The 21,761-nt window shown below is 65.0% G+C and carries 22 protein-coding genes; 10 read left to right on the top strand and 12 right to left on the bottom strand.

Annotation, left to right across the window (positions count from 1 at the left end; translation table 11 throughout):
* Positions 1-103: 103 nt before the first annotated feature.
* The 7 genes from HWX53_RS05720 to HWX53_RS05690 all read right to left on the bottom strand — a co-directional run bounded on the left by HWX53_RS05720 (position 104) and on the right by HWX53_RS05690 (position 5,887).
* On the bottom strand, positions 104-466 hold the full coding sequence (locus tag HWX53_RS05720) for a chemotaxis protein (RefSeq protein ID WP_175939830.1): 363 nt from the start codon (positions 464-466) through the stop codon (positions 104-106).
* A gap of 121 nt (positions 467-587) precedes the next feature.
* On the bottom strand, positions 588-2,036 hold the full coding sequence (otsA, locus tag HWX53_RS05715) for an alpha,alpha-trehalose-phosphate synthase (UDP-forming) (RefSeq protein WP_175939829.1): 1,449 nt from the start codon (positions 2,034-2,036) through the stop codon (positions 588-590).
* Between the two features lie 191 nt (positions 2,037-2,227).
* On the bottom strand, positions 2,228-2,464 hold the full coding sequence (locus HWX53_RS05710) for a hypothetical protein (protein WP_175939828.1): 237 nt from the start codon (positions 2,462-2,464) through the stop codon (positions 2,228-2,230).
* 210 nt (positions 2,465-2,674) lie between these two features.
* Positions 2,675-2,881, bottom strand: coding sequence for a hypothetical protein (locus HWX53_RS05705; protein WP_175939827.1), 207 nt, complete (start codon positions 2,879-2,881; stop codon positions 2,675-2,677).
* A 232-nt stretch (positions 2,882-3,113) separates the two neighbouring features.
* Positions 3,114-4,517, bottom strand: coding sequence for a sigma-54 dependent transcriptional regulator (locus tag HWX53_RS05700; RefSeq protein ID WP_175939826.1), 1,404 nt, complete (start codon positions 4,515-4,517; stop codon positions 3,114-3,116).
* Positions 4,518-5,140: 623 nt separating this feature from the next.
* Positions 5,141-5,458, bottom strand: a complete 318-nt coding sequence (locus HWX53_RS05695) for a DUF883 family protein (RefSeq protein ID WP_175939825.1) — start codon at positions 5,456-5,458, stop codon at positions 5,141-5,143.
* Positions 5,459-5,527: 69 nt separating this feature from the next.
* Positions 5,528-5,887: a hypothetical protein gene (locus tag HWX53_RS05690; protein WP_175939824.1), complete on the bottom strand. Its 360-nt coding sequence runs from the start codon at positions 5,885-5,887 to the stop codon at positions 5,528-5,530.
* 584 nt (positions 5,888-6,471) lie between these two features.
* On the opposite strand from HWX53_RS05690, the gene HWX53_RS05685 reads away from it, so the two are divergent.
* The 3 genes from HWX53_RS05685 to HWX53_RS05675 all read left to right on the top strand — a co-directional run bounded on the left by HWX53_RS05685 (position 6,472) and on the right by HWX53_RS05675 (position 8,869).
* Complete coding sequence (locus HWX53_RS05685) at positions 6,472-7,536, top strand: sigma-54 dependent transcriptional regulator (RefSeq protein WP_175939823.1); 1,065 nt, start codon at positions 6,472-6,474, stop codon at positions 7,534-7,536.
* A 257-nt stretch (positions 7,537-7,793) separates the two neighbouring features.
* Positions 7,794-8,348: a hypothetical protein gene (locus tag HWX53_RS05680; RefSeq protein ID WP_175939822.1), complete on the top strand. Its 555-nt coding sequence runs from the start codon at positions 7,794-7,796 to the stop codon at positions 8,346-8,348.
* Between the two features lie 71 nt (positions 8,349-8,419).
* Positions 8,420-8,869: a hypothetical protein gene (locus HWX53_RS05675; RefSeq protein WP_244140047.1), complete on the top strand. Its 450-nt coding sequence runs from the start codon at positions 8,420-8,422 to the stop codon at positions 8,867-8,869.
* Positions 8,870-9,041: 172 nt separating this feature from the next.
* Here HWX53_RS05675 and HWX53_RS05670 read toward each other — a convergent pair whose 3' ends face one another.
* Both HWX53_RS05670 and HWX53_RS05665 read right to left on the bottom strand, forming a co-directional pair.
* Positions 9,042-10,430 carry a nitrate/sulfonate/bicarbonate ABC transporter ATP-binding protein gene (locus HWX53_RS05670; RefSeq protein ID WP_244140005.1) on the bottom strand — a complete coding sequence of 463 codons (1,389 nt, stop codon included), beginning with the start codon at positions 10,428-10,430 and terminating at the stop codon, positions 9,042-9,044.
* A 12-nt stretch (positions 10,431-10,442) separates the two neighbouring features.
* Entirely contained in the window at positions 10,443-12,194 is a 1,752-nt protein-coding gene (locus HWX53_RS05665) for an ABC transporter permease subunit (RefSeq protein WP_175939821.1), read from the bottom strand.
* A 500-nt stretch (positions 12,195-12,694) separates the two neighbouring features.
* Here HWX53_RS05665 and HWX53_RS05660 point away from each other — a divergent pair, with 500 nt between their 5' ends.
* The 3 genes from HWX53_RS05660 (at position 12,695) to HWX53_RS05650 (ending at position 15,058) form a co-directional block, all read left to right on the top strand.
* Entirely contained in the window at positions 12,695-12,994 is a 300-nt protein-coding gene (locus HWX53_RS05660) for a hypothetical protein (protein ID WP_175939820.1), read from the top strand.
* A 22-nt stretch (positions 12,995-13,016) separates the two neighbouring features.
* A complete protein-coding gene (locus tag HWX53_RS05655; RefSeq protein ID WP_175939819.1) occupies positions 13,017-14,699 on the top strand; it encodes a sensor domain-containing diguanylate cyclase in 1,683 nt (560 codons plus the stop codon).
* Positions 14,700-14,794: 95 nt separating this feature from the next.
* A complete protein-coding gene (locus HWX53_RS05650) occupies positions 14,795-15,058 on the top strand; it encodes a hypothetical protein (RefSeq protein ID WP_175939818.1) in 264 nt (87 codons plus the stop codon).
* 25 nt (positions 15,059-15,083) lie between these two features.
* Here HWX53_RS05650 and HWX53_RS05645 read toward each other — a convergent pair whose 3' ends face one another.
* Positions 15,084-16,427 carry an ATP-binding protein gene (locus HWX53_RS05645; RefSeq protein ID WP_175939817.1) on the bottom strand — a complete coding sequence of 448 codons (1,344 nt, stop codon included), beginning with the start codon at positions 16,425-16,427 and terminating at the stop codon, positions 15,084-15,086.
* On the bottom strand, positions 16,411-17,133 hold the full coding sequence (locus HWX53_RS05640; RefSeq protein ID WP_175939816.1) for a response regulator: 723 nt from the start codon (positions 17,131-17,133) through the stop codon (positions 16,411-16,413). The genes HWX53_RS05645 and HWX53_RS05640 overlap by 17 nt, the downstream gene beginning before the upstream one ends.
* Before the next feature lie 221 nt (positions 17,134-17,354).
* Here HWX53_RS05640 and HWX53_RS05635 point away from each other — a divergent pair, with 221 nt between their 5' ends.
* Complete coding sequence (locus HWX53_RS05635; RefSeq protein WP_175939815.1) at positions 17,355-17,939, top strand: periplasmic heavy metal sensor; 585 nt, start codon at positions 17,355-17,357, stop codon at positions 17,937-17,939.
* A gap of 67 nt (positions 17,940-18,006) precedes the next feature.
* Here HWX53_RS05635 and HWX53_RS05630 read toward each other — a convergent pair whose 3' ends face one another.
* The gene (locus HWX53_RS05630; protein ID WP_175939814.1) at positions 18,007-18,705 is read right to left on the bottom strand and encodes a pirin family protein; all 699 of its coding nucleotides are present in this window, start codon (positions 18,703-18,705) and stop codon (positions 18,007-18,009) included.
* Between the two features lie 490 nt (positions 18,706-19,195).
* On the opposite strand from HWX53_RS05630, the gene hisQ reads away from it, so the two are divergent.
* From hisQ to HWX53_RS05615, 3 genes are read left to right on the top strand one after another with little or no spacing between them, the layout of a single operon-like run.
* Complete coding sequence (hisQ, locus tag HWX53_RS05625) at positions 19,196-19,882, top strand: histidine ABC transporter permease HisQ (protein WP_175939813.1); 687 nt, start codon at positions 19,196-19,198, stop codon at positions 19,880-19,882.
* Positions 19,883-19,936: 54 nt separating this feature from the next.
* On the top strand, positions 19,937-20,650 hold the full coding sequence (locus HWX53_RS05620; protein WP_175939812.1) for an ABC transporter permease: 714 nt from the start codon (positions 19,937-19,939) through the stop codon (positions 20,648-20,650).
* A gap of 28 nt (positions 20,651-20,678) precedes the next feature.
* Positions 20,679-21,458 (top strand): ATP-binding cassette domain-containing protein, encoded by a 780-nt coding sequence (locus tag HWX53_RS05615; RefSeq protein WP_175939811.1) that lies wholly within the window; start codon positions 20,679-20,681, stop codon positions 21,456-21,458.
* Positions 21,459-21,761: the final 303 nt, after the last annotated feature.

Here is a 21,761-nt window from a genome sequence, read left to right as displayed (position 1 = left end):
GGTTCGACCGCCGATGTTAGCGTTCCCGGGCGATGCGCGCGTAAAAAGGCGCGAGCGGAATGATCCGCGCGCGCCTCTTTCTGCGGCCGGCCGGCCGCAACCGTCAGACGTCTTCCTCGTCGGCGTCCGGATCGACGGCTTCGTCGTCGGCCAGATCGGTGATCTCCGTTTCATCCTCCACGCCGTCGGGCAGGATGTCCGCGTTCGCGAAGAGATTGTTGTCGCCGTCGGCCGATGCGTCTTCGCCCGTGCCGGAGCGGTCGCTGTCGCTGTCGAGCTGCGCATCCGACAGGCCGAGCGCGTGGGCATCGAGTTCGTCTTCGATGTCGCCCGGACGGCGCATTTCGCCCTGCACGTCAGAGCCGGAGTCCGAAGAATCGCTCGGGCCGAGCGCGCCGGTGCCGTGCCCCTTGCCCCATTCCGTGCCGCCTTCTTCCGGTGGATTCAGTGTGCTTCCAGTCATCATCGATCTCCTTCGAGTGTGTCGCATAGGAGATCGCAAGGACCGTTCCGCGGTTGGCATCGCCCAAGTGAAAAGCCCCGCGCTTTTCGCAAAGCGCGGGGCCGGGAGGCGTCGAACGCGAGTCTTACGCGCGCGCGGCGCGTTTCGCTTCGGAAGCGCCCTGCTTCACCGTCTTGACTGTCTTCGCGGTGACGGACGTCGCCGTCGCGACGCTGCGCAGATCCGACAGGAAGGAATCGCGCCAGACGGAGAGGTTGTTCTTGCGCAAAGGCGCCATCATGTCGGCGTGGCGCGCCTGGCGTTCGGCGAGCGGCATCGAGAGCGCGCGCTCCAGCGCCTCGGACATCTGCGAGAGATCGAACGGATTGACGACGAGCGCGCCCGGCAACTGATCCGCCGCGCCCGCGAACTGCGAGAGCACCAGCGCGCCCGGGTCCTCCGGGTCCTGCGATGCGACGTACTCCTTTGCGACCAGATTCATGCCGTCGCGCAACGGCGTCACATAGCCGACCTGGGACAGCCGGAACAGCGCCATCAGCAGGTTGCGTTCGTATTTGCGATTGAGGTACTGAATCGGCGTCCAGTCGAGCTGCGCGAAGCGCCCGTTGATGCGCCCCGCCTCGCCTTCCAGATTCTGGCGGATGCGCTGGTACGTTTGCACGTCGGCGCGCGTCGGCGGCGCGATCTGCACGAGCGACACGCGGCCGTGCCAGCCGGGCGCGTTCAAGAGAAGCCGCTCGAACGCCTGAAAACGCTCGACGAGACCCTTCGAGTAATCTAGCCGGTCCACGCTCATGATGAGCTTGCGGCCGCGCATGGAGTCGCGCAGGCTCTTGACCTGCTTGCGCGTCGAGTACTGCTCGGCGGCCTTCGCGATCGCGTCCGGATAGATGCCGATCGGATACGCGCCCACCTTCAGCATGCGCCCGAACGCTTGCAACATGCCGTCGTCGCTAAAGTGGCCGCGGCCGCTGCGCTCGATGTAGTCGATGAACGACTGCTTGTCGCTCTCCGTCTGGAAGCCGACGACATCGAACTGGCATAGCGCCGTCATCAGCTCCTCGTGCGGCGGCACCGTGCGCATGACTTCGGGCACCGGAAACGGAATGTGCAGGAAGAAGCCGATAGGGTTCGTCACGCCGATCTTGCGCAACTCCTGCGCGAACGGCAGCAGATGGTAATCGTGGACCCAGATGATGTCGTCCGGCTGCAGCAGCGTCTTCAGCTTCGCGGCGAGCGTCGCGTTCACGCGCATGTAGCCCGCGTACTCTTCGCGGTCGAAGCGCGAGAGGTCGTTGCGATAGTGGAAGGTCGGCCAGAGCGTCGCATTGGAAAAGCCGCGGTAGTACTGGTCGTAGTCGCGCCGCGTGAGCCCGACGGTGGCATAGGTCACGTTGCCGTTTTTCTCGACAACGGGCGCGGCCGCTTCGCCGACGATCTCGCCGCTCCAGCCGAACCACACGCCGCCCGTCTCCTTGAGCGCGTCCAGCACGCCGATCGCGAGCCCGCCCGCGCTGGGCTTGCCTTCCTGGACCGGCGCGACGCGATTCGATACCACGATCAATCTGCTCATTACGGCGTCACTCCATCAGTTATTCGTTGCTGCTCGAATTGGCGACGTAGAAACATGCAAGTCTTATGCCTTTTTGCTCCGTATGGAGTGGGAAATTCGTATCGAGATGTTACGGGCGCACGAAAACACGCGGCGAGACGCGGCCGCGTAGAACTTTATGCTTGTGATGAATATGCCGAATGCGTCGGCGTTCACGCGTCCTGCTCGGAGCCGAGGTCGCGCTGATAGTCGATGCCTTCGGAGCGCACGCCGCCCTGGTTGTGTTCGCCATCGGGCGGAACGCCAGGCGCAGGGCGGTTCTGACCGGCCGGGTCATGATGCGCGGGCGGCGTGACCGACGTCGGCGCGGCGCCGTTTTTCGCGGCTTCGGCGCGGGCTTCGCGTTTGGACGAATGACGCGCGGAGCGTCGCAGTGCGGGATGCCTCATTGATGCCTCCAGAAAGAAGGCCGTCGCGAATGGACCTCGGCGGCGTCCGACCGATGCGCTGCTGGCGTTTGCCAGCAGTGCGTTTCAGAAGAAATGACCGGAAGCCATCGGCGTAGCCGGTCATTGGTACTTTGTCTGTTGTAATCCCTACGTTCGGGATGGAAGTTTGTTCAAGGTTTGCACGGCTTCGGTGAATTGGCCGAATAAACCTCAGCCGACGTGCGGCGTTTCGTTCGGCCCCGGCGGCGGGTCGCCGATCGGCTGCGTCGGCGGCTCGGGCGGGTCGCGCGTCGGGTCTGGATTCGTATCGGGCGGAATCGGCGTCGGCGGCGGCTGATCGGGCGGCGTCACCGGCGGGTCCGGCGGCTGTGGCGTCTGCGCACTGATCGGCGCGCGGTCGGAGGCGAAATCGGACATTGCGGGCTCCTTGCGGTCTTGTGATCGTGGTTGCATCCTCGTCCGAAGGGCGGCTGGGGTCCGGTCGAACGCGGATGTCGCATGGATCGGCAGCAAGGGTTATGCCCCTGATTTCACCTCGGCCGACGCGTCCATTCGTGTCATTATCGTTGCTGAAAGCGCGCCTGCCAACAAAAACGCCCGCGCTTTTTGCAAGCAGCGGACGTTGTTTTCATGTGAAGATAACCGACGTTCAGCGATTTTCGCTTTCCGATTCGTTCACGTCTCCGCCTTCGCCGACGGCCGCCTTGTTCGCATCTTCACCGTACTCCACGAGCCGGTTGTAGAGCGTTTTCAGGCTGATGCCGAGGATTTCCGCCGCCCGCGTCTTCACGCCGCCGCATTGTTCGAGCGTCGCGAGAATCAGCTGCCGATCCGCCTGCGCAAGCGAGGTCCCGAACGGAATCGTCACCGCCGTACCCGACGAAGGCCGCGATAACGAGATTTGCAGCGGGACGGTTGCCGTGCTGTCGGAATCGGAGCCGGACATGATGTAGGCGCGCTGCACATAGTTCTTCAGTTCGCGCACGTTGCCCGGCCAGTTGTACGACGCGAGCATCTCGCGCACCGCCGGCGGGAAGTCCTTCTTCGTGTTGTAACGCGCGTTCAGCTCGTCGAGGAACGCCTGTCCGAGCAGCTCCACGTCCTTGCCGCGTTCGCGCAGCGGCGGCAGGTTAATCGGGAACACGTTGAGCCGGTGGTACAGGTCGAGCCGCAGCTTGCCTTCGAGCACGGCCTGCTCCGGATCGCGGTTCGTCGCGGCGATCAGGCGCACGTCGGTCTCGATTTCCTTCGTCGTGCCGACGCGCATGAACATGCCCGTCTCCAGCACGCGAAGCAGCTTCACCTGCAGTTCGATCGGCATTTCGGTGATTTCGTCGAGGAACAGCGTGCCGCCGTTCGCCCGCTCGAAATAACCCTTGTGCTGACGATCCGCGCCCGTGAACGACCCGCGTTCGTGGCCGAACATTTCGGACTCGATCAGGTTCGGCGAGATCGCGCCGCAGTTCACCGCGATGAACGAATGCTTGCGGCGCAGGCTGAGTTCGTGCAGCGTCTGGGCGGCGACTTCCTTGCCCGTGCCCGATTCGCCGATCAGCAGTACGGAGGCCGCCGTCGGCGCGACGCGGCCGATCTGGTCATAGACCGTCTGCATGGCGGGCGAATTGCCGAGCATCAGCCCGAAACGGCCCATGCGCCGCAACTCGCCGCGCAGCGTGCCGATTTCCGCCTTCAGATCGCCGGCGCGCGGCAGGCGCGACAAAATCGCCTTCACGCGCTGCATGTTGATGGGCTTGACGAGGTAATCGGCGGCGCCCATCTTGAGCGCGCTCACGGCGGATTCCACCGTCGCATGCCCGGTGATGACGATGAATTCCACGCCGGAGCGCGGATCGAGATCTTCGAACAGGTCGACGCCCGTTCCGTCGGGCAGTTTCAGATCGGTGAAAACGACGTCCGGCGTCTGCCGCACGAGCTGGATGCGCGCTTCGCGCAGATCGCTGGCGGTGGCCGTGGTCAGTCCGTCTTCGCCGATGATCGCGGCTAGCGCCTCGCGGGTACTGGGATCGTCATCGACAATCAATACGTGTGGCATTGCGTCTCGAATTCTTCCAAAGCGTTTCAGGGTCACACGCCGCGTAGCAGCGTGGTCTTCTCCGGGCGACTGGGGCCGTCCGGGCCGGTGCGTCTGGCGGGTCGGGTGCCCGTAAGGCTAAAACCCGACCGCGAAGCGCAGAAAACAGATTAATTTCCGAAAGTTCCGCACGCTTGGGTCTCTGAGCCGTAAGTTTTTCCAATTCGCAACTTATGGCAGAGGTTCAATGATTATAAGGGTTTATCAAGATAAAAACGCACGCCGCGAGGGCGTGCGTTTTATTGCGTGAGGATCGCGAAGGATTCGGCGGATCAAGCCGATGCGCCAACCGCGTGGTGTCGATGCGAATTGCGCGATCAGCTTTTCGGGAAATGCCACGCGTCAGGCGTCCCGCCGACGACGTACTTGCCGCCGCGCGAGCGTGCTCCTTGCCAGCGGTTTGCGCCGCTGACGGCACGCCGCCCGTTTGCGTCCTGCGACTGCATCCATTTCCAGGCGAGTACGCTGCCGACCGCGAAAAGCGCCCCGAACACTCCAATCGATGACCGTGCCATTGTTCTTCTCCCCCGTGTCGTTAAGTTCGATGCCGCACGCCCGCTAGAACGGGCGAACGATCCGCGTGATTAACGCGAAATGATTGCGGCGAGCAGGAAACCCGCGGCAGCCGCCATGCCGAGCGATTGCCACGGATTCTCGCGCACGTACCGCTCGGTGCAGTCGATGCTCGCGCGATAGCGGCTCTGCGCGTTCGCCTGCGCGTCTTCGAGCGCGGCGCGGGCCGTGTCGGCGTGATCGCGCAGACGCGAGCGCAGTGCCTCGACGCCCTCGCCCGGCAGCGCCGACGACAGCCGCAACAACTCTTCCGAGTCGTTCAGCAGCACCTTGATGTCTTCGATGATCTTCTGCTTGCCCAACGCAAGCTGGACAGTCGTGTGACTCATGAATCAGTCCTCGCCAAGTGGGTCTTCCGCACGATTGCGGATCTCAATAAAGCTACAGCGGCCAGGCGACTACTGCGCCTTCGGCACCGTCACGGCCAGCGGCCGATGCGCGCCGCTCCCCGTCATGCGCGCGCGCAGCCGCCGGATGATGCCGCTCGCCGTCAGCGCGCCGCCTGCCACGCCGAACACGAGGCTCGTCACGTTGGCGGCGCGAGCGAGCGCGGGCGTGCCCGCCGCGTAGCCGAGCACCGCGCACATCAGCGCCGTCACCAGCGCGACGGCCGCCCAGTGATAGATGTCGATCGGTTCGCCCGCCGCGAGTTCCTGCCGATCGCCCGACGGCCGCGCGCCCCTGTCGCGAGCCAGCCGCGTTTGCGCCGAATCGCGGCGCTCGTCGGCGGCAACATCGAAATCGAAAATGTCTTCCATGATGTGCTCGACCTCTCCCGTTGCCCGTTTGTTCGGCTTCCCGTCGCGGGCATTCGAATAAGGATGAGTACGTAGGAGCAGCTTCTGTGCCATTCAGGCGAGGAGCGGCGCCCGCGTGCGGCGCAGTCGCAAAAGGCCAAAAAGAAAGCATGGTCGTCGGGTAAGTCTTACGCCGTGGCCTTGTAAATTCGCGGCGCGCACGGAGAACCTTTCCGGATATCGCGCACGGCCCCAAACGCAATCAGACAAATTGCCATCCGACCGACGGCACGCATTGCCGCAATATCGTCGCGAATGGTTAAATAGCGTTTATGAGATAGAGTCGCATGGCGAAACATCGAGTCGCGCCGCGACTCCGGACTGACGCTTTCGAGGGCAACCGGCTCATCGCCATCGGGCGCAAGGCAGCGCAGCGCGTCAGCACCACCGCGCCGCTGCCGACGCCCGACGCCACGGACCCGCCCGGCCGCGCCGGACATCAGCCGATTCGAGCGACCGCGCGCGTCCACGGGCGGCACGTCAGCCGAAGGCGCCGCGCGCCGCTCGCCCATCACATTCGCAGAACTCAGGAACTATCAGGACCTATGGCGTCAACCGATCTTGACCCGCCGCTTGTCGCAGGCGAAACACCGGCGCAGAAAAAGCGCTCTGCGGGGGACGTGCCGGGTTTGAAGTCTTACGGACTACTGTACGGCTCGTCGCCCGTCATGCTGGAGCTGTACGCGCAGATCGAGCGCGTCGCCGCCACCGACGCGACCGCGCTCATCATCGGCGAGTCGGGCACCGGCAAGGAGCTTGTCGCGCGGACGATTCACGACAACAGCGCGCGCAAGGACGCGCCGTTCATCGCCGTCAACTGCGGCGCGATTCCGGACAACCTGATCGAAGCCGAGCTCTTCGGCCACGAGAAAGGCAGTTTCACGGGCGCGGTGCAGGGACGCATCGGCTATTTCGAACATGCGAACGGCGGCACGTTGTTCCTCGACGAAGTGACCGAAATGTCGCCGGTGCGTCAGGTCAAGCTGCTGCGCGCGCTGGAAACCGGCACGTTCTTTCGCGTCGGCGGCAATGATCTGATCAGTTCGGACGTGCGCGTGATCGCCGCGACGAACCGCGATCCGGTCGCCGCGGTCAAGGAAAACGGGCTTCGCGAAGACCTGATGTACCGTCTCGCCGTGTTCCCGCTGCGCGCGCCGCCCCTGCGCGAGCGCGACGCCGACCGCGAACTGCTCGCCCAGCATTTCCTCTCCGAAATGAACGCGCAGGAAGGCACGAACAAGGTTTTCAGCAAGCGCGCGCTCGATGTGCTGCGCACGTATTCGTGGCCCGGCAACGTGCGCGAGTTGAAGAATACGGTCTATCGCGCGTTCATCCTCGCTGAGAAGACGGTCGAAATCGCGCATCCGCACCTGGCGTCGCGGGTGAAGAAGCCCGTCACGCAGGGCGATGCCATGAACGTGTGGGTCGGCACGCCGCTCGCGGACGCGCAGAAGCAGATCATCCTCGGCACGCTCAAGCACTGCGGCGGCGACAAGCGGCGCGCGGCCAAGGCGCTCGGCGTCAGTCTCAAGACGCTGTACAACCGCCTCGGCGCGTATGAAAACGAAGACACCGACGCGAGCGACACCCCTTCAACCAGCGAAAGCTGATTCTCGTCTCACCGCCGCAGGAGGCCGTCGCAGCCTCTCGCGGCGTCCTTCTCAGACGGCCCGCGTTACGAAATCCGCAACGCGTTCCCGCCGCTTGCAAATTCTTGCAATTTTCTCGAAGCGGTAATTAGAGGCATGCTTCAAAATGCCCGAAGCCCGCGACAGGACTCGCATCCGAGTGCCTGCTCGAAGGAACGTCGGCTGCGGCCTTTCGGAAGACCGCAGCGAGAAAAAACGGCAGACGAAGGAAAAGCAATATGCAGATTGGTGTCCCCCGGCGCGGCAAGCGCGCCGCCGCGCTCGCCGCGATCACGAGCGGCGTCATTGCGTGCCTGACGCTCAGCGGATGCAATTCCCTCTATAGCGAAGGCGCGACAGCCGGCGCGGGTATCGCGGGCGCGGCCGTAGCGGCCAAGGTGACGGACAACGCCGCCGTGGCGACCGGCATCGGCTTAGGCGCGGTAGCGGCGGCGCGGGCGGGCGTGCAGTATACGCAGCGCATCGTACACACGGATACGCAGGACAAGATCGCGGCTGTCGCCGGCCCGCTCGCGGTGGGCGCGGTGGCCCCGTGGGTCGTGACGCATTCAATCCCGCTCGAAGAAGACGAAAAAGGCCGCGTGACGGTCAGCCGCACGATCAGCAGCGGCGCGCTCGACTGCAAGGAAATCGTGTTCTCCGTCGATCGCGACGCCACCAAGGACCGCCCCGCCGACAGCGCGTTCTACGTCGCCTCCGTCTGCCGCGACGGAGCCAAGTGGAAATGGGCGTCGGCCGAACCCGCCACGCCGCGTTGGGGCTCGCTGCAATGACGGTGCGGCTCGCAGTTCATCCCGCGCTGCGCATCTCACTTGCCGTGGCGGTCGCCGCCGCGTGCGTGACGATGAGCGGATGCGCGTCCATCGGCGCGGCCACAGGCGCGGTCGCGGGCATCGCGACCGGCGCCGTGACGACGAATCCGGCGATCGGCTTAGGCGTCGGCATCGCGGTGCAGGCCGCCACCGACGAAGCCGTGAAGCGCGTGTCGAAGTCGCTGCATACGGATCAGCAAGTAGCCATCGCGGCTGCGGCGGGCGTATCGGCCGTCGGCGAGACGCGCCCGTGGAAGGTCAAGCACACGTTGCCGATCGAAAACGGCCACGGCGATGTGCGCGTGCTGCGCGAGTTCGACAACGCGCTCGCAAGCTGCAAGGAGTTCGCGTTCTCCGTCGCGGACGGCGACGATGCGAACGCGCACGCCGAGTGGTTCGTGGCGAGCGCGTGCAAGCAGACGGAAGGCTGGAAGTGGGCGTCGGCGGAGCCTGCGGTCGAGCGTTGGGGGAATTTGCAGTAGGCAACACGCGTGGCGTACGCAAAAAAGCGCGGCTTCCGTTTTCGGGAGCCGCGCTTTTTATTTGGGCCATAGAACCGCGTAATCTGGTTGGGCGTCTACTCGCGTTTTCCGTGGTGAAGGACGACGATGCAGACGCACCCACGCCACAAAAGCCGAGCGACAAACCGCCCGTTCAGGCCTCCACATCCTCCAGACTCAGCATCTCCGTCTGGTCGTTATACGAAAAGATCTCGCCATAACGCCCCCAGTCGATGACCGCATCGAGCGTCTCCTGCGCGGCTTTATCGGAGAGAAAGTCCTCGAGTTCCTGCTCGAAGCGCACGCGCGGCGCGCGATGCCCCGGCCGCTCGTTGAGCACCTTCTTGATGCGCGCGGCGAGCGGCACGTGCCGCAGCAAGTGCTCGGCGAACATCATCTTGCGTTCCTGCGTGCCGAATTCCGCGAACACGCGGGCCTGTGGCGTCAGGTAGATGTCGCCTTCGCGCACGTCCGCGAAACCGAGATGTTGCAGCACTTCGGCAATCGGAAAGAGGTCGTCCACTTCAAGATGCAGCGTCCGTGCGATTTCCGGCATGTCCGCGCGGCCGTGGTACGGCTCGGCGGCGAGCGTTTCGATCAGACCCGCCATCAGATTCGTCGACACGGACGGCAGCCAGCTTCCCAACTCAAGCCCCTTCCTCTTCGCGTCGTCGAGCTGGCGGGCGGTCATCTTCGCGTAGATGTCGTCCACCAGGCGCCGGAACGCCGGGTCCAGCCGGTTGCGCGGGTGCTTGAACGGCACCTTGATCTCGGCCATCACGCGGCCGGGATTCGACGACAGCACGAGAATGCGGTCGCACATGAACACCGCTTCTTCGATGTTGTGCGTCACGATCAGCACGGACTTGATCGGCAGACGCCCCTGCGTCCACAGATCGAGCAAGTCGGTGCGCAGGTTTTCGGCGGTCAGCACGTCGAGCGCGGAAAACGGCTCGTCCATCAGGAGCAGCGTCGGATCGACGACGAGCGCCCGCGCAAAGCCCACGCGCTGCCGCATGCCGCCCGACAATTCGCGCGGATAGGCGTTTTCGAAGCCGTCCAGACCGATCAGGTCGATAGCGGCGAGCGCCCGCTCGCGGCGCTCTCGCGCGCCCACGCCCTGCGCTTCGAGACCGGCCTCCACGTTTTGCAGCACGGTCAGCCACGGAAAGAGCGCGAAGGTCTGGAACACCATCGCGACGCCCTTCGCCGGGCCGCGCAACGGCTCGTTCAGATAGGTCACTTCGCCGTCGGTCGGCTCGATCAGTCCGGCGATGATGCGCAAAAGCGTCGACTTGCCCGAGCCCGAGCGCCCGAGCAGACCGACGATCTCGCCTTCGCGCAGCGAGAGATTCGCGTCGTCGAGCACGAGCAGTTCGCCCTGCGTCTTGTTGAAGCCGCGGCTCACGTTCTGCACGCGCAGAATCTCCGCGCCGAGACGCGGCGGCTTCTGCGACGCCGACGCAGGCGCGCCGGCGGGCGTGCCGGGAGTGCGCACCGCCGCCTGCTGGGCGGGCGTCTGAGTGTTTTTAAGGTTCTGCATCGGAACTCGTCCTCAATCCAGTCGAAGCCGCGCTTCGGCGTAGGCGTACAGCGGGCGCCACAACAGGCGGTTGAACAGCGTCACGAAGAGCGACATCACCGCGATGCCGAGAATGATCTTCGGGTAGTCGCCATCGGCCGTGTTCTGCGCGATATAGGCGCCCAGTCCGTGCGCGACGACGCTGGTCTTGCCCCACGACACCGCTTCCGCGACGATGCTCGCGTTCCACGCGCCGCCCGAAGCGGTGATCGCGCCGGTGACGTAGTACGGGAAAATGCCCGGCAGCATGGCCTTCTTCCACCACTGCCAGCCGCGAATCTGGAAATTCGTCGCGGCTTCGCGGTAATCGTTCGGATAGGCCGACGCGCCCGCGATCACGTTGAAAAGGATATACCACTGTGTCCCGAGCACGATGAGCGGCGACAGCCAGATGTCCGGGTTCAGATGCCAGCGCACGATCACGACGACGAACACCGGAAACAGCAGGTTCGCCGGGAACGCCGCAAGGAACTGCGCGAGCGGCTGAAACTTCTCGGCGAGCGCCGGGCGCAGGCCGATGAGCACGCCGATCGGCACCCAGATCACCGAGGCAATCGCGATCAGCACCACCACGCGCAACAGCGTGATGAAGCCGAGCACGAACACATGCCCGACCTCGCCCCAGGTGACGCCCGTCGCGACGAACGACACCACCTTCCAGACGACGTACGCGGTAATCACGAGCACCGCCGCGCCCCAGGCGATATCGCCGGCGCGCGTCGACGACACCGGCGCGCGCAGCGGCAGCTTCACGCCTTGCAGCGACGGCAGTTTGATCGGCACGCGCGCGGCTTTGGCGAGAATCCACCCCGCCGGAACGAGCAGGCGGTGAATCAGGCGCGTGCGGCGAATGAGGTCGAGCAGCCACGACTCCGGCGCGTTGCCCGAACTCGTGTTCTCCATGCGGAACTTGTCCGCCCACGCGACGAGCGGGCGGAACATCAACTGGTCGTAGGCGAGAATCACAACGGTCATCGCCAGAATCACCCAGCCGATCGCGCCGAGGTTGCGCTCGCCGATGGCCGCCGCGAGATATGCGCCGATGCCCGGCAGCACGATGCTGCGATTGCCGACCGTGATCGCCTCGGAGGCCACGACGAAGAACCAGCCGCCCGACATCGACATCATCATGTTCCAGATGAGGCCGGGCATCGAGAACGGCACTTCGAGCTTCCAGAAGCGTTGCCAGTTGGTCAGGTGAAAGCCGCGCGAGACTTCGTCCAGGTCGCGCGGCACCGTGCGCAGCGACTGGTAGAAGCTGAACGTCATGTTCCACGCCTGGCTCGTGAAGATCGCGAAAATGGCCGCGCACTCCGCGCCGATCACGCGCCCCGGGAAAAGCGCGAGAAAGAACGTGACGGTAAAAGAGATGTAGCCGAGCACCGGCACCGACTGAAGGATGTCGAGAATCGGCACGAGCACGAGCGACGCGCGCCGGCTCTTCGCGGCGAGCGTGCCGTAGGCGAGCGTGAAGACGAGCGACGCGACCATCGCGGCCAGCATGCGCAAGGTCGTTCGCAACGCATATTCGGGGAGATTCGCGGGGTCGAGCGAGATCGCCTGCGTCTGCAGGGTCGAGATGGGCGCGAGCGTTTCGTGAAAGCCGACAGCGGCGAGCGCGATGATGCAGATAATCATCGGGAACGCCACGAAGTCCCAGCGGTTGGGCAGGAGCCGCCAGGCGGACGCGTTCGCCGTGCGATTCAGATTGAAACCAAATTCCATTCAAGGCCCTCCCCGTAAGGCTGTGTTACGACCGCGCACGGCGCGGATGATGCTCGAGACGGCTAGTGCCGTCGTCCGGGCGAGCCCCCTCACCTTCGTTGCCGCGACGGCGCGCGATGGCGCACGACGGGTTCAACAGGTTCAACGCGTCCGGCCGCCCGGCGGACGACACGCGCTCGCGCTGAACCGAGCGACACTACACCACTCACGATGACAGGCACAACCTTCGCGCCGAACTTTGGCTCGCGGCGTGCGGCTTCTGTTGCTCATCGGCACGGCCGGGCCGAACTGAAGGGCCGGCGCAAACCGGCGCGCACCGCTTCATCCTTGCAGCGCGCTTTCGGCCCGCCATCGCGCCGAATGCAGGCACAAGCGAGCCGCCGCGGCAAGCAAACCGCGCGGTTGCGAGGCAATGTGTTGGGCGAACGCCGTTCGCATTAATAAGGCGCTTGATAGACGACGAAAAACATCGTCCAATCTGGGCTTGTCACAAACAATAAATGAGCGCCGATGCAATGCGAGACGCCAAGAACGAGTCGGAAGGCCGTCCGACGGACACGAGACACCTTTCTGGCCGCACGCCCGAAGCTCGCGCGCATGCACAGACCGCCGCCGCGCCTGACAGACGCAATGAACGCGCCCGGGCAAGCCGGCTGACCGCCCGCCTCAGGGCGGCGATTATCGCGTTTTTGGCCCGTGTCGGCGAGTCCCCGCGCGAATCGGAATCGGCCACGCTTGGGGCGCAGCTTCTCGCGGCCGCGTCGCGGGCACGCGCCGAACACCCGATGGCCGCGGCGTGACGCCGCGACACGGGCCAGACCGATGAAAAAGCTCCTCCTGCACCGTGCCATCGCGACGCTTTGCCTCGCGTTGCTCGCGCTCGGGTGCTGGGTCGCCGCCGGCCTGCTGTCGGACCGCATGGTACAGCAGGAGATGGCCGCCACCGTGCGCACCGAACGGCAGATGGCGGCTTCCATCGTCGACAACATGGCGCAGATCATCGCGAGCGACCTCGCCATGTCCCGCGCCATTCCCGCGACGCTCGCGCAGATGGACGTCACGCAGCGCGCGCTGTCGGAGTCGCGGCGTTACGCGTCGAGCGTGAAGGCGACGGAAACCGTGCGGCGCGAGCAATGGATGGCCCGGCCCGGACTCGACAAGGTGAACCGCTTCCTGCACGACGCGCAGGGCTTCTCCGGACTCGACTCCCTCTGGCTCGTGAACGAACAGGGTTACTGCATTGCGTCGAGCAACGCGGGCGAAGACAACAGCTTCATCGGCTACGACATGAGCGGTCGGGCCTATGTCGTGCGGGCGCTGCTCGGCGGTTTCGTCGAAATGTACGGCGTCGGCCGGCTGTCGGCCGAACCGGGCATCTTCATCGCCGCGCCCGTGTACCAGGACGGGCTCTTGGTCGGCGCGGTGATCGCGAAGGTGAGCATCGACCGGTTGCGGCACTGGGTGTCGCGCCCTGGAACCTTCGTCACCGACGAAAACGGCGTCGTGGTGATGGCGCACGACGGCCGGCTCGAATATCAGGCGATGCCGGATGCGGCTATCGCGCGCATGACCGCCCGCGAGCGCCTCGAACACTATCGACGCGACGCGTTCGCGCCGCTGCGCATAGAAAACGTCGGCGAGCGCATGCGGCAGTCGGCGCCCTGGCTCGCGCCCGCGCTCGCGAAAGGCTTCTTCGCCGTGAACGGCGACACCGTGCCCTCGCTGTACGACGAGCGCACCGGCCTCAACTCGGGCTTGTCGGCGCATATCGTCCACCCGCTCACCAGCTGGACCGAGATCACGCGCAACCATAGCCGCGACCGCCTGCTCGTGTTCCTTACGATGCTCGGCGTCGTGACGCTCGCCGTGGTGATCGCCACCTCGTATTCTCGCGAGCGCAGGCTGCATCGCGCAACGCGCGATCTGGCGGAGCAGTTGCAATCGGCCAATACGCTGTTGTCGGCCGAAGCGCGCCACGACGCGCTCACGGGCGCCCTGTCGCGCCGCTATTTCCTCGATACGCTGCGGCAAGAGGTCGAACTGGCGCGCTCGACCGGCACGCCGCTGTCGGTCGCCATTGCCGACCTCGACCATTTCAAGCAGATCAACGACCGCTACGGGCACGCGTCCGGCGATCGCGCGCTCGAGCATTTCGCGGAAGTCTGCCGCGAGCAGCTTCGTCCGAGCGACGCGATCGGGCGGCTCGGCGGCGAGGAATTCGGCATTCTGCTGCCGCAGACGTCGCTGGCCGATGCGCAAGCCGTGCTCGAACGGCTGCGCAAGCGCTTCCATCACGAACACTGCGCGCATTTGCCGGACGATGCGGTGCTCTCGGTCAGCATCGGCATCACCGAACAGGCGAGCGACGACGCGCTCGAATGGATGCTCTCGCGCGCCGATCTCGCGCTCTACGAGGCGAAGTCGCGCGGGCGCGACCGCAGCGAAGTGCGCCCCGCCGACCCGCCGCCCACGCGCCACACCGAAGACTCGCTCGCCGGCAAGTAGCGCCGCCGGCATCTCCCTCGTCGCCACGCGGACATGTCCGCGCAGGTATCATCGGTCCTGGGTATCGACTGCGTGGCTGTTATCGGGAGGAATGCATGAAGGGAAATCTGGTCATCGTGTGCCGCGATCAGGATGCTGAAACGTTCGACCAATTGCTCGCGGAGTACGGGTCGTTCCAGACGCGGCTGTCGTCCACCGCGTGGTATCTGAAAATCGACCTCGCGCCGGAAGTGATTCAGGAGGAAATCCTGTCGCGGCTCGGCAAGTACACGACGCACTACATCTTCGAGGCGTCCACCGTGACGTACAACACGGTAGATAGCGAGGCGGCCTCGGCGCTTCAGACGCTGTTCGACTGAGCCTCGCGGAATTACGGGCGCGTGGTCAGAACGCGCGCTCCTCGTGCGGCGATCCGGCGCGGCGCGCCGTGACCGTCCGCGCGGCGGGATCGAACGGGAAGGTCATCGCGACCTGCAAGCCGCCATCGACCTGATTGCCGATCTCGCACTCGCCGCCCGCGCGCCGCGCGAGCCGCTCGACGATGGCGAGCCCGAGGCCGCTATGCCCGCTGCCGCCGCGCGCCGGATCGAGCCGCACGAACGGGCGGCTCGCCTTGATGAGATCGTCGGGCGCAATGCCCTTGCCGTGGTCCGACACGGACAGCACCCAGCCTTTCGCCTCGCGCCGCGTCTCGATGACGATGGGCGGCGCGCCATAAGCATGCGCGTTATCCAGCAAGTTGGAGAGCAAGCGGTCGAGCGTCGCGGCCGGCAACACGAAGCCCGGCCCCGCTTCGAGCTTCAGACGCACGGTATCCGCGCCCGGCGCGACCGCGCGATACGCCCGCGCAACGCGCTCGCACTGCTGATCCACCGCGACGGGCTCGCTGCCGTCCGCGCGGTCATGCGCGAAGACCAGAAACTGATCGACGATATGCGCCATGGAATCGACGTCGCGCACCACGCCGTCGCGCGTCTTTTCGTCGTCCATCATCTCGGCGCGCAGGCGCAGGCGCGCAAGCGGCGTCTTCAGATCGTGCGCGACGCCTGCCAGCATCACGGCGCGGTCGCTCTCGCTTTGCGACACTTCGCGCACCATCTGATTGAAGCCGTGCGTGAGCTGACGCAACTCGCGCGGGCCGCGCTCAGGCACGGGCGGCGTGGGCTGCCCGCGTCCGAAGCGCGCGACCGCCTGCGCGAGCGAGCGCAGCGGCGACTGCAACTGCCACGCGGCGAAGAGCGCCGCCAGCACCGCCGTCAAAAAGATAATGGCAAGCCACACGAGCATGCGGTCGCGCGAGCGCGGCGGGCGCAGCGGCTGCACCGGCACGACGATCCAGCCCGCGTCCTTCGCGCCGTGGACCCAGACGCTCGGCGGCGCGCCGGGCGGGCCGGGGCGCACGTCGGTGCCGTCGGGCAAGCGGTCTTTCATGTCCTCGATGAAACGTGAGAGCGGACGCGGAAGCTCGTCGCCGCTCGCGGGCTGCGGCACATCCGCCGCTTGCAGTGGCACGATGCGCACGCGCGAGGGCAACGGCTGTTCCGGATTGTTCGCGATGTGCTGCCGCACCGCTTCGACCAGGAACGCCGCTTCCTCGACGGCATAGCGCGTTTGCGAGTAGTCGCGCTCGACGCGGATGACGGCGAACCACGCGAGGTGCGAGAGCACCAGCACGCCGATGACCAGAACGACCAGCCGGCCGAACAGCGAATCAATGGGCCGGCGCATTTTGCTCGCCGTCGGGCACGAACACGTAGCCGCGTCCCCGCACCGTCTGAATGAAGCGCGGCGCGGAAGGATCGCTTTCCAGAATGCGCCTCAGGCGCCACACCTGCACGTCGATGCCGCGGTCGGTGCCGTCGTATTCCGGACCGTGCAGCAGTTCGAGCAGGCGCTCGCGCGTGAGCGTGCGCATCGGGTGATTCACGAAAATCTTGAGCAGCGCGAATTCGCTGCCGGAGAGCGTGATCGGCTTTTCGTCGTGCTGCAGCGTGCGCGACTGGAAGTCCAGGCGGAAGCGGCCGAACGAATACGGCTCGCGCTGCTCGGGCGCGGCGGACGGAATGGTGCGGCGGCGGCGCAGCACGGCCTGCACGCGTGCGAGCAGTTCGCGCGGGTTGAACGGCTTGCCGAGGTAATCGTCCGCGCCGAGCTCCAGACCGACGATGCGGTCCACGTCGTCCGCGCGCGCGGTCAGCATGATGACGGGAATGTCGTCGCCCGATGCGCGGAGCTTCCGCAGCGCCGTCAGGCCGTCGACGCCCGGCATCATCAGATCGAGAACGATCAGATCGGGGCGCTCGCGCTCGATACGGCGTTCGAGCGAACCGGCGTCGTGCAGCACCGATACTTCGATGCCCTGCCGGACCAGATAGTCGCGCAAGAGGTCGCGCAGTTCGGCGTCGTCGTCGACGACAAGGATTTGTGTAGTCATGAGAGGGAGTTTAGCGCGTGAGTCCCGGCCGGTCGGCGGCCCGCGCACGGCAAAGGGTTACGGGGTGTTACGGCGAAAGCAGCGCGTAAACCAGCGTAATACGAAACGCCGAGCCGGTAACACGCGCGCCGGGACGAGCCACTACGCTGTGTCTCACCGACCAAGCGCGGCCTCAACGAAATCCGCGCATTCGGCTCCGACATCAATCAGGGAGTCTCACGATGAGCAAGCAATATCGCATTCTCGCCGCCGCTGCTACCGCACTCGCGCTGACCTTCGGCGCGGCCCACGCCGCCACCAACGACGCGCCGAACGCGCCGCCGCCCGGCGCCCCGGCCATGATGGGCGGGCCCGGCGGTCATCACATTGAAATGCGCATTCAGAAGCAGCTGGACGAGCTGCACGCTCAGCTCAAGCTGAATACGGATCAGGAAAGGCTCTGGCAAACGGCCATCGACACGATGAAGCAGAATCACAAGGCCATGCGCGAAAGCCATCGCCAGATGCGCGAGCAGTTCCAGTCGATGCAAAACCAGCCGATTCTGGATCTGAACGCGATGCACGCCGCGCATCAGAAGCTCGAGCAGCAGCAAATGCAGTTGCACGAGCAGACGGCGACCGCCTGGCTCAACTTCTATAACTCGCTGAACGACCAGCAAAAGACGACCGTAAGCACGGCGCTCAAGCAGCACTTCGCCCGCATGCGCGAGCACCAGCAGAAGATGCACGAACGCTGGGGCAAGCATCGCGGCGGGCCGGACGCGGCTCAGGGCGCGCCGGGCGCATCCGCGACCGCGAAACCGTAAGCGGTACTCGCAGGCGCAAAAAAACCGCGGGCGCGAGCCCGCGGTTTTTCACATCATCGACAGCCAATTACGCCAGATCGAACAGCAGCACTTCGGCCCGCTCGCCCCCGTCGATCGTCACTTTGGCGATGTCCTCGATCTTCGCGGCATCGCCCGCGCCGAGCGCCTCGCCGTTCACCGACACCTTGCCGCGCGCCACATGCACATACACGCGGCGGCCCGCCGGCACGTCGAACTCGGCGCGCTCGTCGCCATCGAACAGGCCCGCGAAAATCCGCGCGTCGGCGCCGATCTTCACCGAGCCGTCCGTGCCTTCGGGCGAAGCGATCACGCGCAGGCGGCCGCGCTTTTCGTCATCGGTAAAACGCTTTTCCTCGTAGCCCGGCGCGCCGCCCGGCGCATCCGGAATGATCCAGATTTGCAGGAAGTGCGCCGTTTCGGTCGGCGAGCCGTTGAACTCGCTGTGCCGCACGCCGGTGCCGGCGCTCATGCGCTGCACGTCGCCGGGGCGGATGGTCGATCCGTTGCCCATGCTGTCGCGGTGCGCGAGCGCGCCTTCCAGCACGTAGCTCACGATCTCCATGTCGCGATGACCGTGCGTGCCGAAGCCCTGTCCGCCCGCGACGCGGTCTTCGTTGATCACGCGCAGCGCGCCGAAGTGGACGTGCTCCGGATCGTGATAATCGGCGAACGAGAAGGTGTGATACGAGTCCAGCCAGCCGTGGTTAGCGTGACCGCGTTCGTTGCTGCGGCGAATCTCGAACATGTTGTGCTCCCGGTGTAGACGTTGAACTGCGATGGAGACAATGTAAGGGCGGCCGCCTGCCGGAACAACGAGCGCAACGGCACTACACCGTCCCGCCGATGGAGGTAATCGGACTTGTCCGGCTATCGCCGCGCGCACGCCGGGTTCGGGTAAAATACCGCGCTTTTCGGGTGGCGGCGTCGCGGCAGCGCCTTCGGAAACACGGGCATTCGGGACATTCGCGGCATCCACGACAATCGCGGCATTTGCGTTTTGGGCGTGCTCGCCAATTTTGGCCACCTAGAATACGGACCGCCGGCGCCCGCGCCACGAGCGGCGCCGGAAAGAAACGAGACCATCCGCGTCGGGGCTTCATCGAGGTAACGCCGGCGAGCCGCGCGTAGGCGGCCAAATTCGGCGGCCAATGCGGCGGCGAATTTCGGCAGCGAAGCGCGGCGGGCGAGCCGCTTCGTGCGCGCGTGGAATGGGCGCACCTTACCAAGGAATCACCATGTTGCAAGGCTACGGTCCGCTGATCCTCGCGGGCACCTGGCAGACCGTCAAGCTCGCGGTGCTGTCGCTGGCGTTCGCCTTCGTGATCGGCCTCATCGGCGCGGCGGCGAAGCTCTCCAAGAGCCGTATCGCGTCGGGCATCGGCACGGTCTATACGACGCTGATTCGCGGCGTACCCGATCTCGTGCTGATGCTGCTGCTCTTCTACAGCATCCAGATCTGGCTGAACCTGCTCACCGACCAGCTCGGCTGGGATCAGATCGATATCGATCCGTTCCTCGCGGGCATTCTCGTGCTCGGCTTCATCTACGGCGCGTATTTCACCGAGACGTTCCGCGGCGCGTTCCTATCGGTGCCGCGCGGCCAGCTCGAAGCGGGCGCGGCGTACGGCATGACGCCGTGGCAGACCTTCTCGCGCATCATGTTTCCTCAGATGATGCGCTTCGCGCTGCCGGGCATCGGCAACAACTGGCAGGTGATGGTGAAGGCGACCGCGCTCGTGTCGATCATCGGCCTCGCGGATGTGGTGAAGGCCGCCCAGGACGCCGGCAAAGGCACGCAGCGGTTCTTCTTCTTCACGCTGCTCGCGGGCGTCGTCTATCTCGCCATCACCACGATCTCGAACTTCGTGCTGATCTGGCTGGAGCGGCGCTACTCCATCGGCGTGCGCAAGGCGGACCTGTAACCAGCGGCATTCGGATATCCAGCCTTATTCCAGTATCAAAGAGCGGCGGACTTCATGATCGAAATCATCCAGGAATTCTGGAAGAACTACCTTTTCACCGACGGCTACCGAATTACCGGTCTCGCCATCACGATGTGGCTGCTCGTGGTGTCCATCGGCCTCGGGTTCTGCCTCTCCGTGCCGCTCGCCGTCGCGCGGGTGTCGAAGAACAAGCTGCTCTCGCGCAGCGTCTGGCTGTACACGTACGTGTTTCGCGGCACGCCGCTCTACGTGCAGTTGCTGCTCTGCTATACGGGCCTTTACAGCCTGCAAGTCGTGCGCGATCACGTACTGCTTTCCGAGTTCTTCCGCAGCGGCATGAACTGCACGCTGCTCGCGTTCACGCTCAACACCTGCGCGTACACGACGGAAATCTTCGCCGGCGCGATCAAGGCGACGCCCTATGGCGAGATCGAAGCGGCGCGCGCTTACGGCATGTCGAGCTTCACGCTGTATCGCCGCGTGATTTTGCCCTCGGCGCTGCGCCGTGCGCTGCCTTACTACAGCAACGAAGTCATTCTCATGCTGCACGCGACGACCGTCGCGTTCACGGCGACCGTGCCGGACATCCTGAAGATCGCGCGCGACGTGAACTCCGCGACGTATCAGTCGTTCCAGGCGTTCGGCATCGCTGCCCTGCTCTATCTCGTCATTTCGTTCGCGCTCGTGTGGCTGTTCCGCCGCGCCGAACATCGCTGGCTCGCGTACCTGCGGCCGCAAGGCAAATAAGTCAGGCAATCGGGCTACAGGACCGCACATGAATTCCCAGAAGCACAAGCTTTTCGTCGATGACATTCACAAGCAGTACGGCAGCAACGAAGTTCTGAAAGGCGTCTCGCTGAAGGCGAACGCCGGCGACGTGATCAGCATCATCGGGTCGTCGGGATCCGGCAAGAGCACGATGCTGCGCTGTATCAACTTTCTCGAGCAGCCGAATCGCGGGCGCATCTTCGTCGACGGCGCCGAAGTGCGCACGATGTTGGACAAGACCGGCGCCTTGAAGGTCGCGGACGCGAAGCAACTGCGGCAAGTCCGCTCGAAGCTCTCGATGGTGTTTCAGCACTTCAACCTCTGGTCGCACATGAACGTGCTGGAGAACGTGACGGAGGCGCCCGTGAACGTGCTCGGCCTGCCGAAGAAGGAAGCCGAGGATCGCGCCCGCACGTATCTGGAGAAGGTCGGGCTCGCGCCGCGACTGGAGAAGCAGTATCCGTCGCATTTGTCGGGCGGCCAGCAGCAGCGCGTGGCGATTGCCCGCGCCCTCGCCATGCACCCGGACGTCATGCTCTTCGACGAACCCACGTCCGCGCTCGACCCGGAACTCGTCGGCGAAGTGCTGAAGGTGATGCAGACGCTCGCCGAGGAAGGCCGCACGATGATCGTCGTCACGCACGAAATGGCGTTCGCGCGCAATGTGTCGAACCACGTCGTGTTTCTGCATCAGGGGCGTATCGAGGAGGAAGGTCGCCCGAACGAGGTGTTCGCTCAGCCGAAGAGCGAGCGGCTCAGGCAGTTTCTTTCGGGTAGTCTCAAGTAGCTGCCGCACACTCTTGGAAAGAAAAAGCGCCCGCGAGGCGCTTTTTTTTCGCCGCCGCGCCCCGCCCGGCGGCCCTTCCAGCCCATTTCTGCCACCTAGCGCCGACACGTTCGCGCGTCAATAGGCGTCAAACCTGACCCCGAAACTTTCCCAAGCGCGGAGCCTTGCTGGATAAGGCTTTGCAGGCCGTTTCCCATGCTTTGGGTCGCGTCCACGCCACAATGGCTTTGCGTTTTTGACACACCGCATCCGTGAGCGTCAAATTCCTTTGGCGAGTGTGACGTAATTTGTTAAATTGGTAAC

The organism is Caballeronia sp. BCC1704 (genome assembly GCF_902833455.1).
Taxonomy (GTDB): Bacteria; Pseudomonadota; Gammaproteobacteria; order Burkholderiales; family Burkholderiaceae; genus Caballeronia.
This window is presented reverse-complemented; position numbering and strand designations above follow the sequence as displayed.

Bases quoted from the DNA above. Each gene is read 5' to 3' on its own strand.
- HWX53_RS05650 (WP_175939818.1), top strand. From the start codon at position 14,795: ATGAAGGGAAATCTGGTCATCGTGTGCCGCGATCAGGATGCTGAAACG.
- HWX53_RS05705 (WP_175939827.1), bottom strand. From the start codon at position 2,881: ATGTCCGATTTCGCCTCCGACCGCGCGCCGATCAGTGCGCAGACGCCA.
- HWX53_RS05670 (WP_244140005.1), bottom strand. From the start codon at position 10,430: ATGCAGAACCTTAAAAACACTCAGACGCCCGCCCAGCAGGCGGCGGTG.
- HWX53_RS05710 (WP_175939828.1), bottom strand. From the start codon at position 2,464: ATGAGGCATCCCGCACTGCGACGCTCCGCGCGTCATTCGTCCAAACGC.
- HWX53_RS05675 (WP_244140047.1), top strand. From the start codon at position 8,420: ATGAGCGGATGCGCGTCCATCGGCGCGGCCACAGGCGCGGTCGCGGGC.
- HWX53_RS05630 (WP_175939814.1), bottom strand. From the start codon at position 18,705: ATGTTCGAGATTCGCCGCAGCAACGAACGCGGTCACGCTAACCACGGC.
- HWX53_RS05645 (WP_175939817.1), bottom strand. From the start codon at position 16,427: ATGCGCCGGCCCATTGATTCGCTGTTCGGCCGGCTGGTCGTTCTGGTC.
- HWX53_RS05655 (WP_175939819.1), top strand. From the start codon at position 13,017: ATGAAAAAGCTCCTCCTGCACCGTGCCATCGCGACGCTTTGCCTCGCG.
- HWX53_RS05685 (WP_175939823.1), top strand. From the start codon at position 6,472: ATGGCGTCAACCGATCTTGACCCGCCGCTTGTCGCAGGCGAAACACCG.
- HWX53_RS05680 (WP_175939822.1), top strand. From the start codon at position 7,794: ATGCAGATTGGTGTCCCCCGGCGCGGCAAGCGCGCCGCCGCGCTCGCC.
- HWX53_RS05700 (WP_175939826.1), bottom strand. From the start codon at position 4,517: ATGCCACACGTATTGATTGTCGATGACGATCCCAGTACCCGCGAGGCG.
- HWX53_RS05640 (WP_175939816.1), bottom strand. From the start codon at position 17,133: ATGACTACACAAATCCTTGTCGTCGACGACGACGCCGAACTGCGCGAC.
- HWX53_RS05665 (WP_175939821.1), bottom strand. From the start codon at position 12,194: ATGGAATTTGGTTTCAATCTGAATCGCACGGCGAACGCGTCCGCCTGG.
- HWX53_RS05720 (WP_175939830.1), bottom strand. From the start codon at position 466: ATGATGACTGGAAGCACACTGAATCCACCGGAAGAAGGCGGCACGGAA.
- HWX53_RS05660 (WP_175939820.1), top strand. From the start codon at position 12,695: ATGAGCGCCGATGCAATGCGAGACGCCAAGAACGAGTCGGAAGGCCGT.
- HWX53_RS05695 (WP_175939825.1), bottom strand. From the start codon at position 5,458: ATGAGTCACACGACTGTCCAGCTTGCGTTGGGCAAGCAGAAGATCATC.
- HWX53_RS05690 (WP_175939824.1), bottom strand. From the start codon at position 5,887: ATGGAAGACATTTTCGATTTCGATGTTGCCGCCGACGAGCGCCGCGAT.
- HWX53_RS05620 (WP_175939812.1), top strand. From the start codon at position 19,937: ATGATCGAAATCATCCAGGAATTCTGGAAGAACTACCTTTTCACCGAC.
- hisQ (WP_175939813.1), top strand. From the start codon at position 19,196: ATGTTGCAAGGCTACGGTCCGCTGATCCTCGCGGGCACCTGGCAGACC.
- otsA (WP_175939829.1), bottom strand. From the start codon at position 2,036: ATGAGCAGATTGATCGTGGTATCGAATCGCGTCGCGCCGGTCCAGGAA.
- HWX53_RS05635 (WP_175939815.1), top strand. From the start codon at position 17,355: ATGAGCAAGCAATATCGCATTCTCGCCGCCGCTGCTACCGCACTCGCG.
- HWX53_RS05615 (WP_175939811.1), top strand. From the start codon at position 20,679: ATGAATTCCCAGAAGCACAAGCTTTTCGTCGATGACATTCACAAGCAG.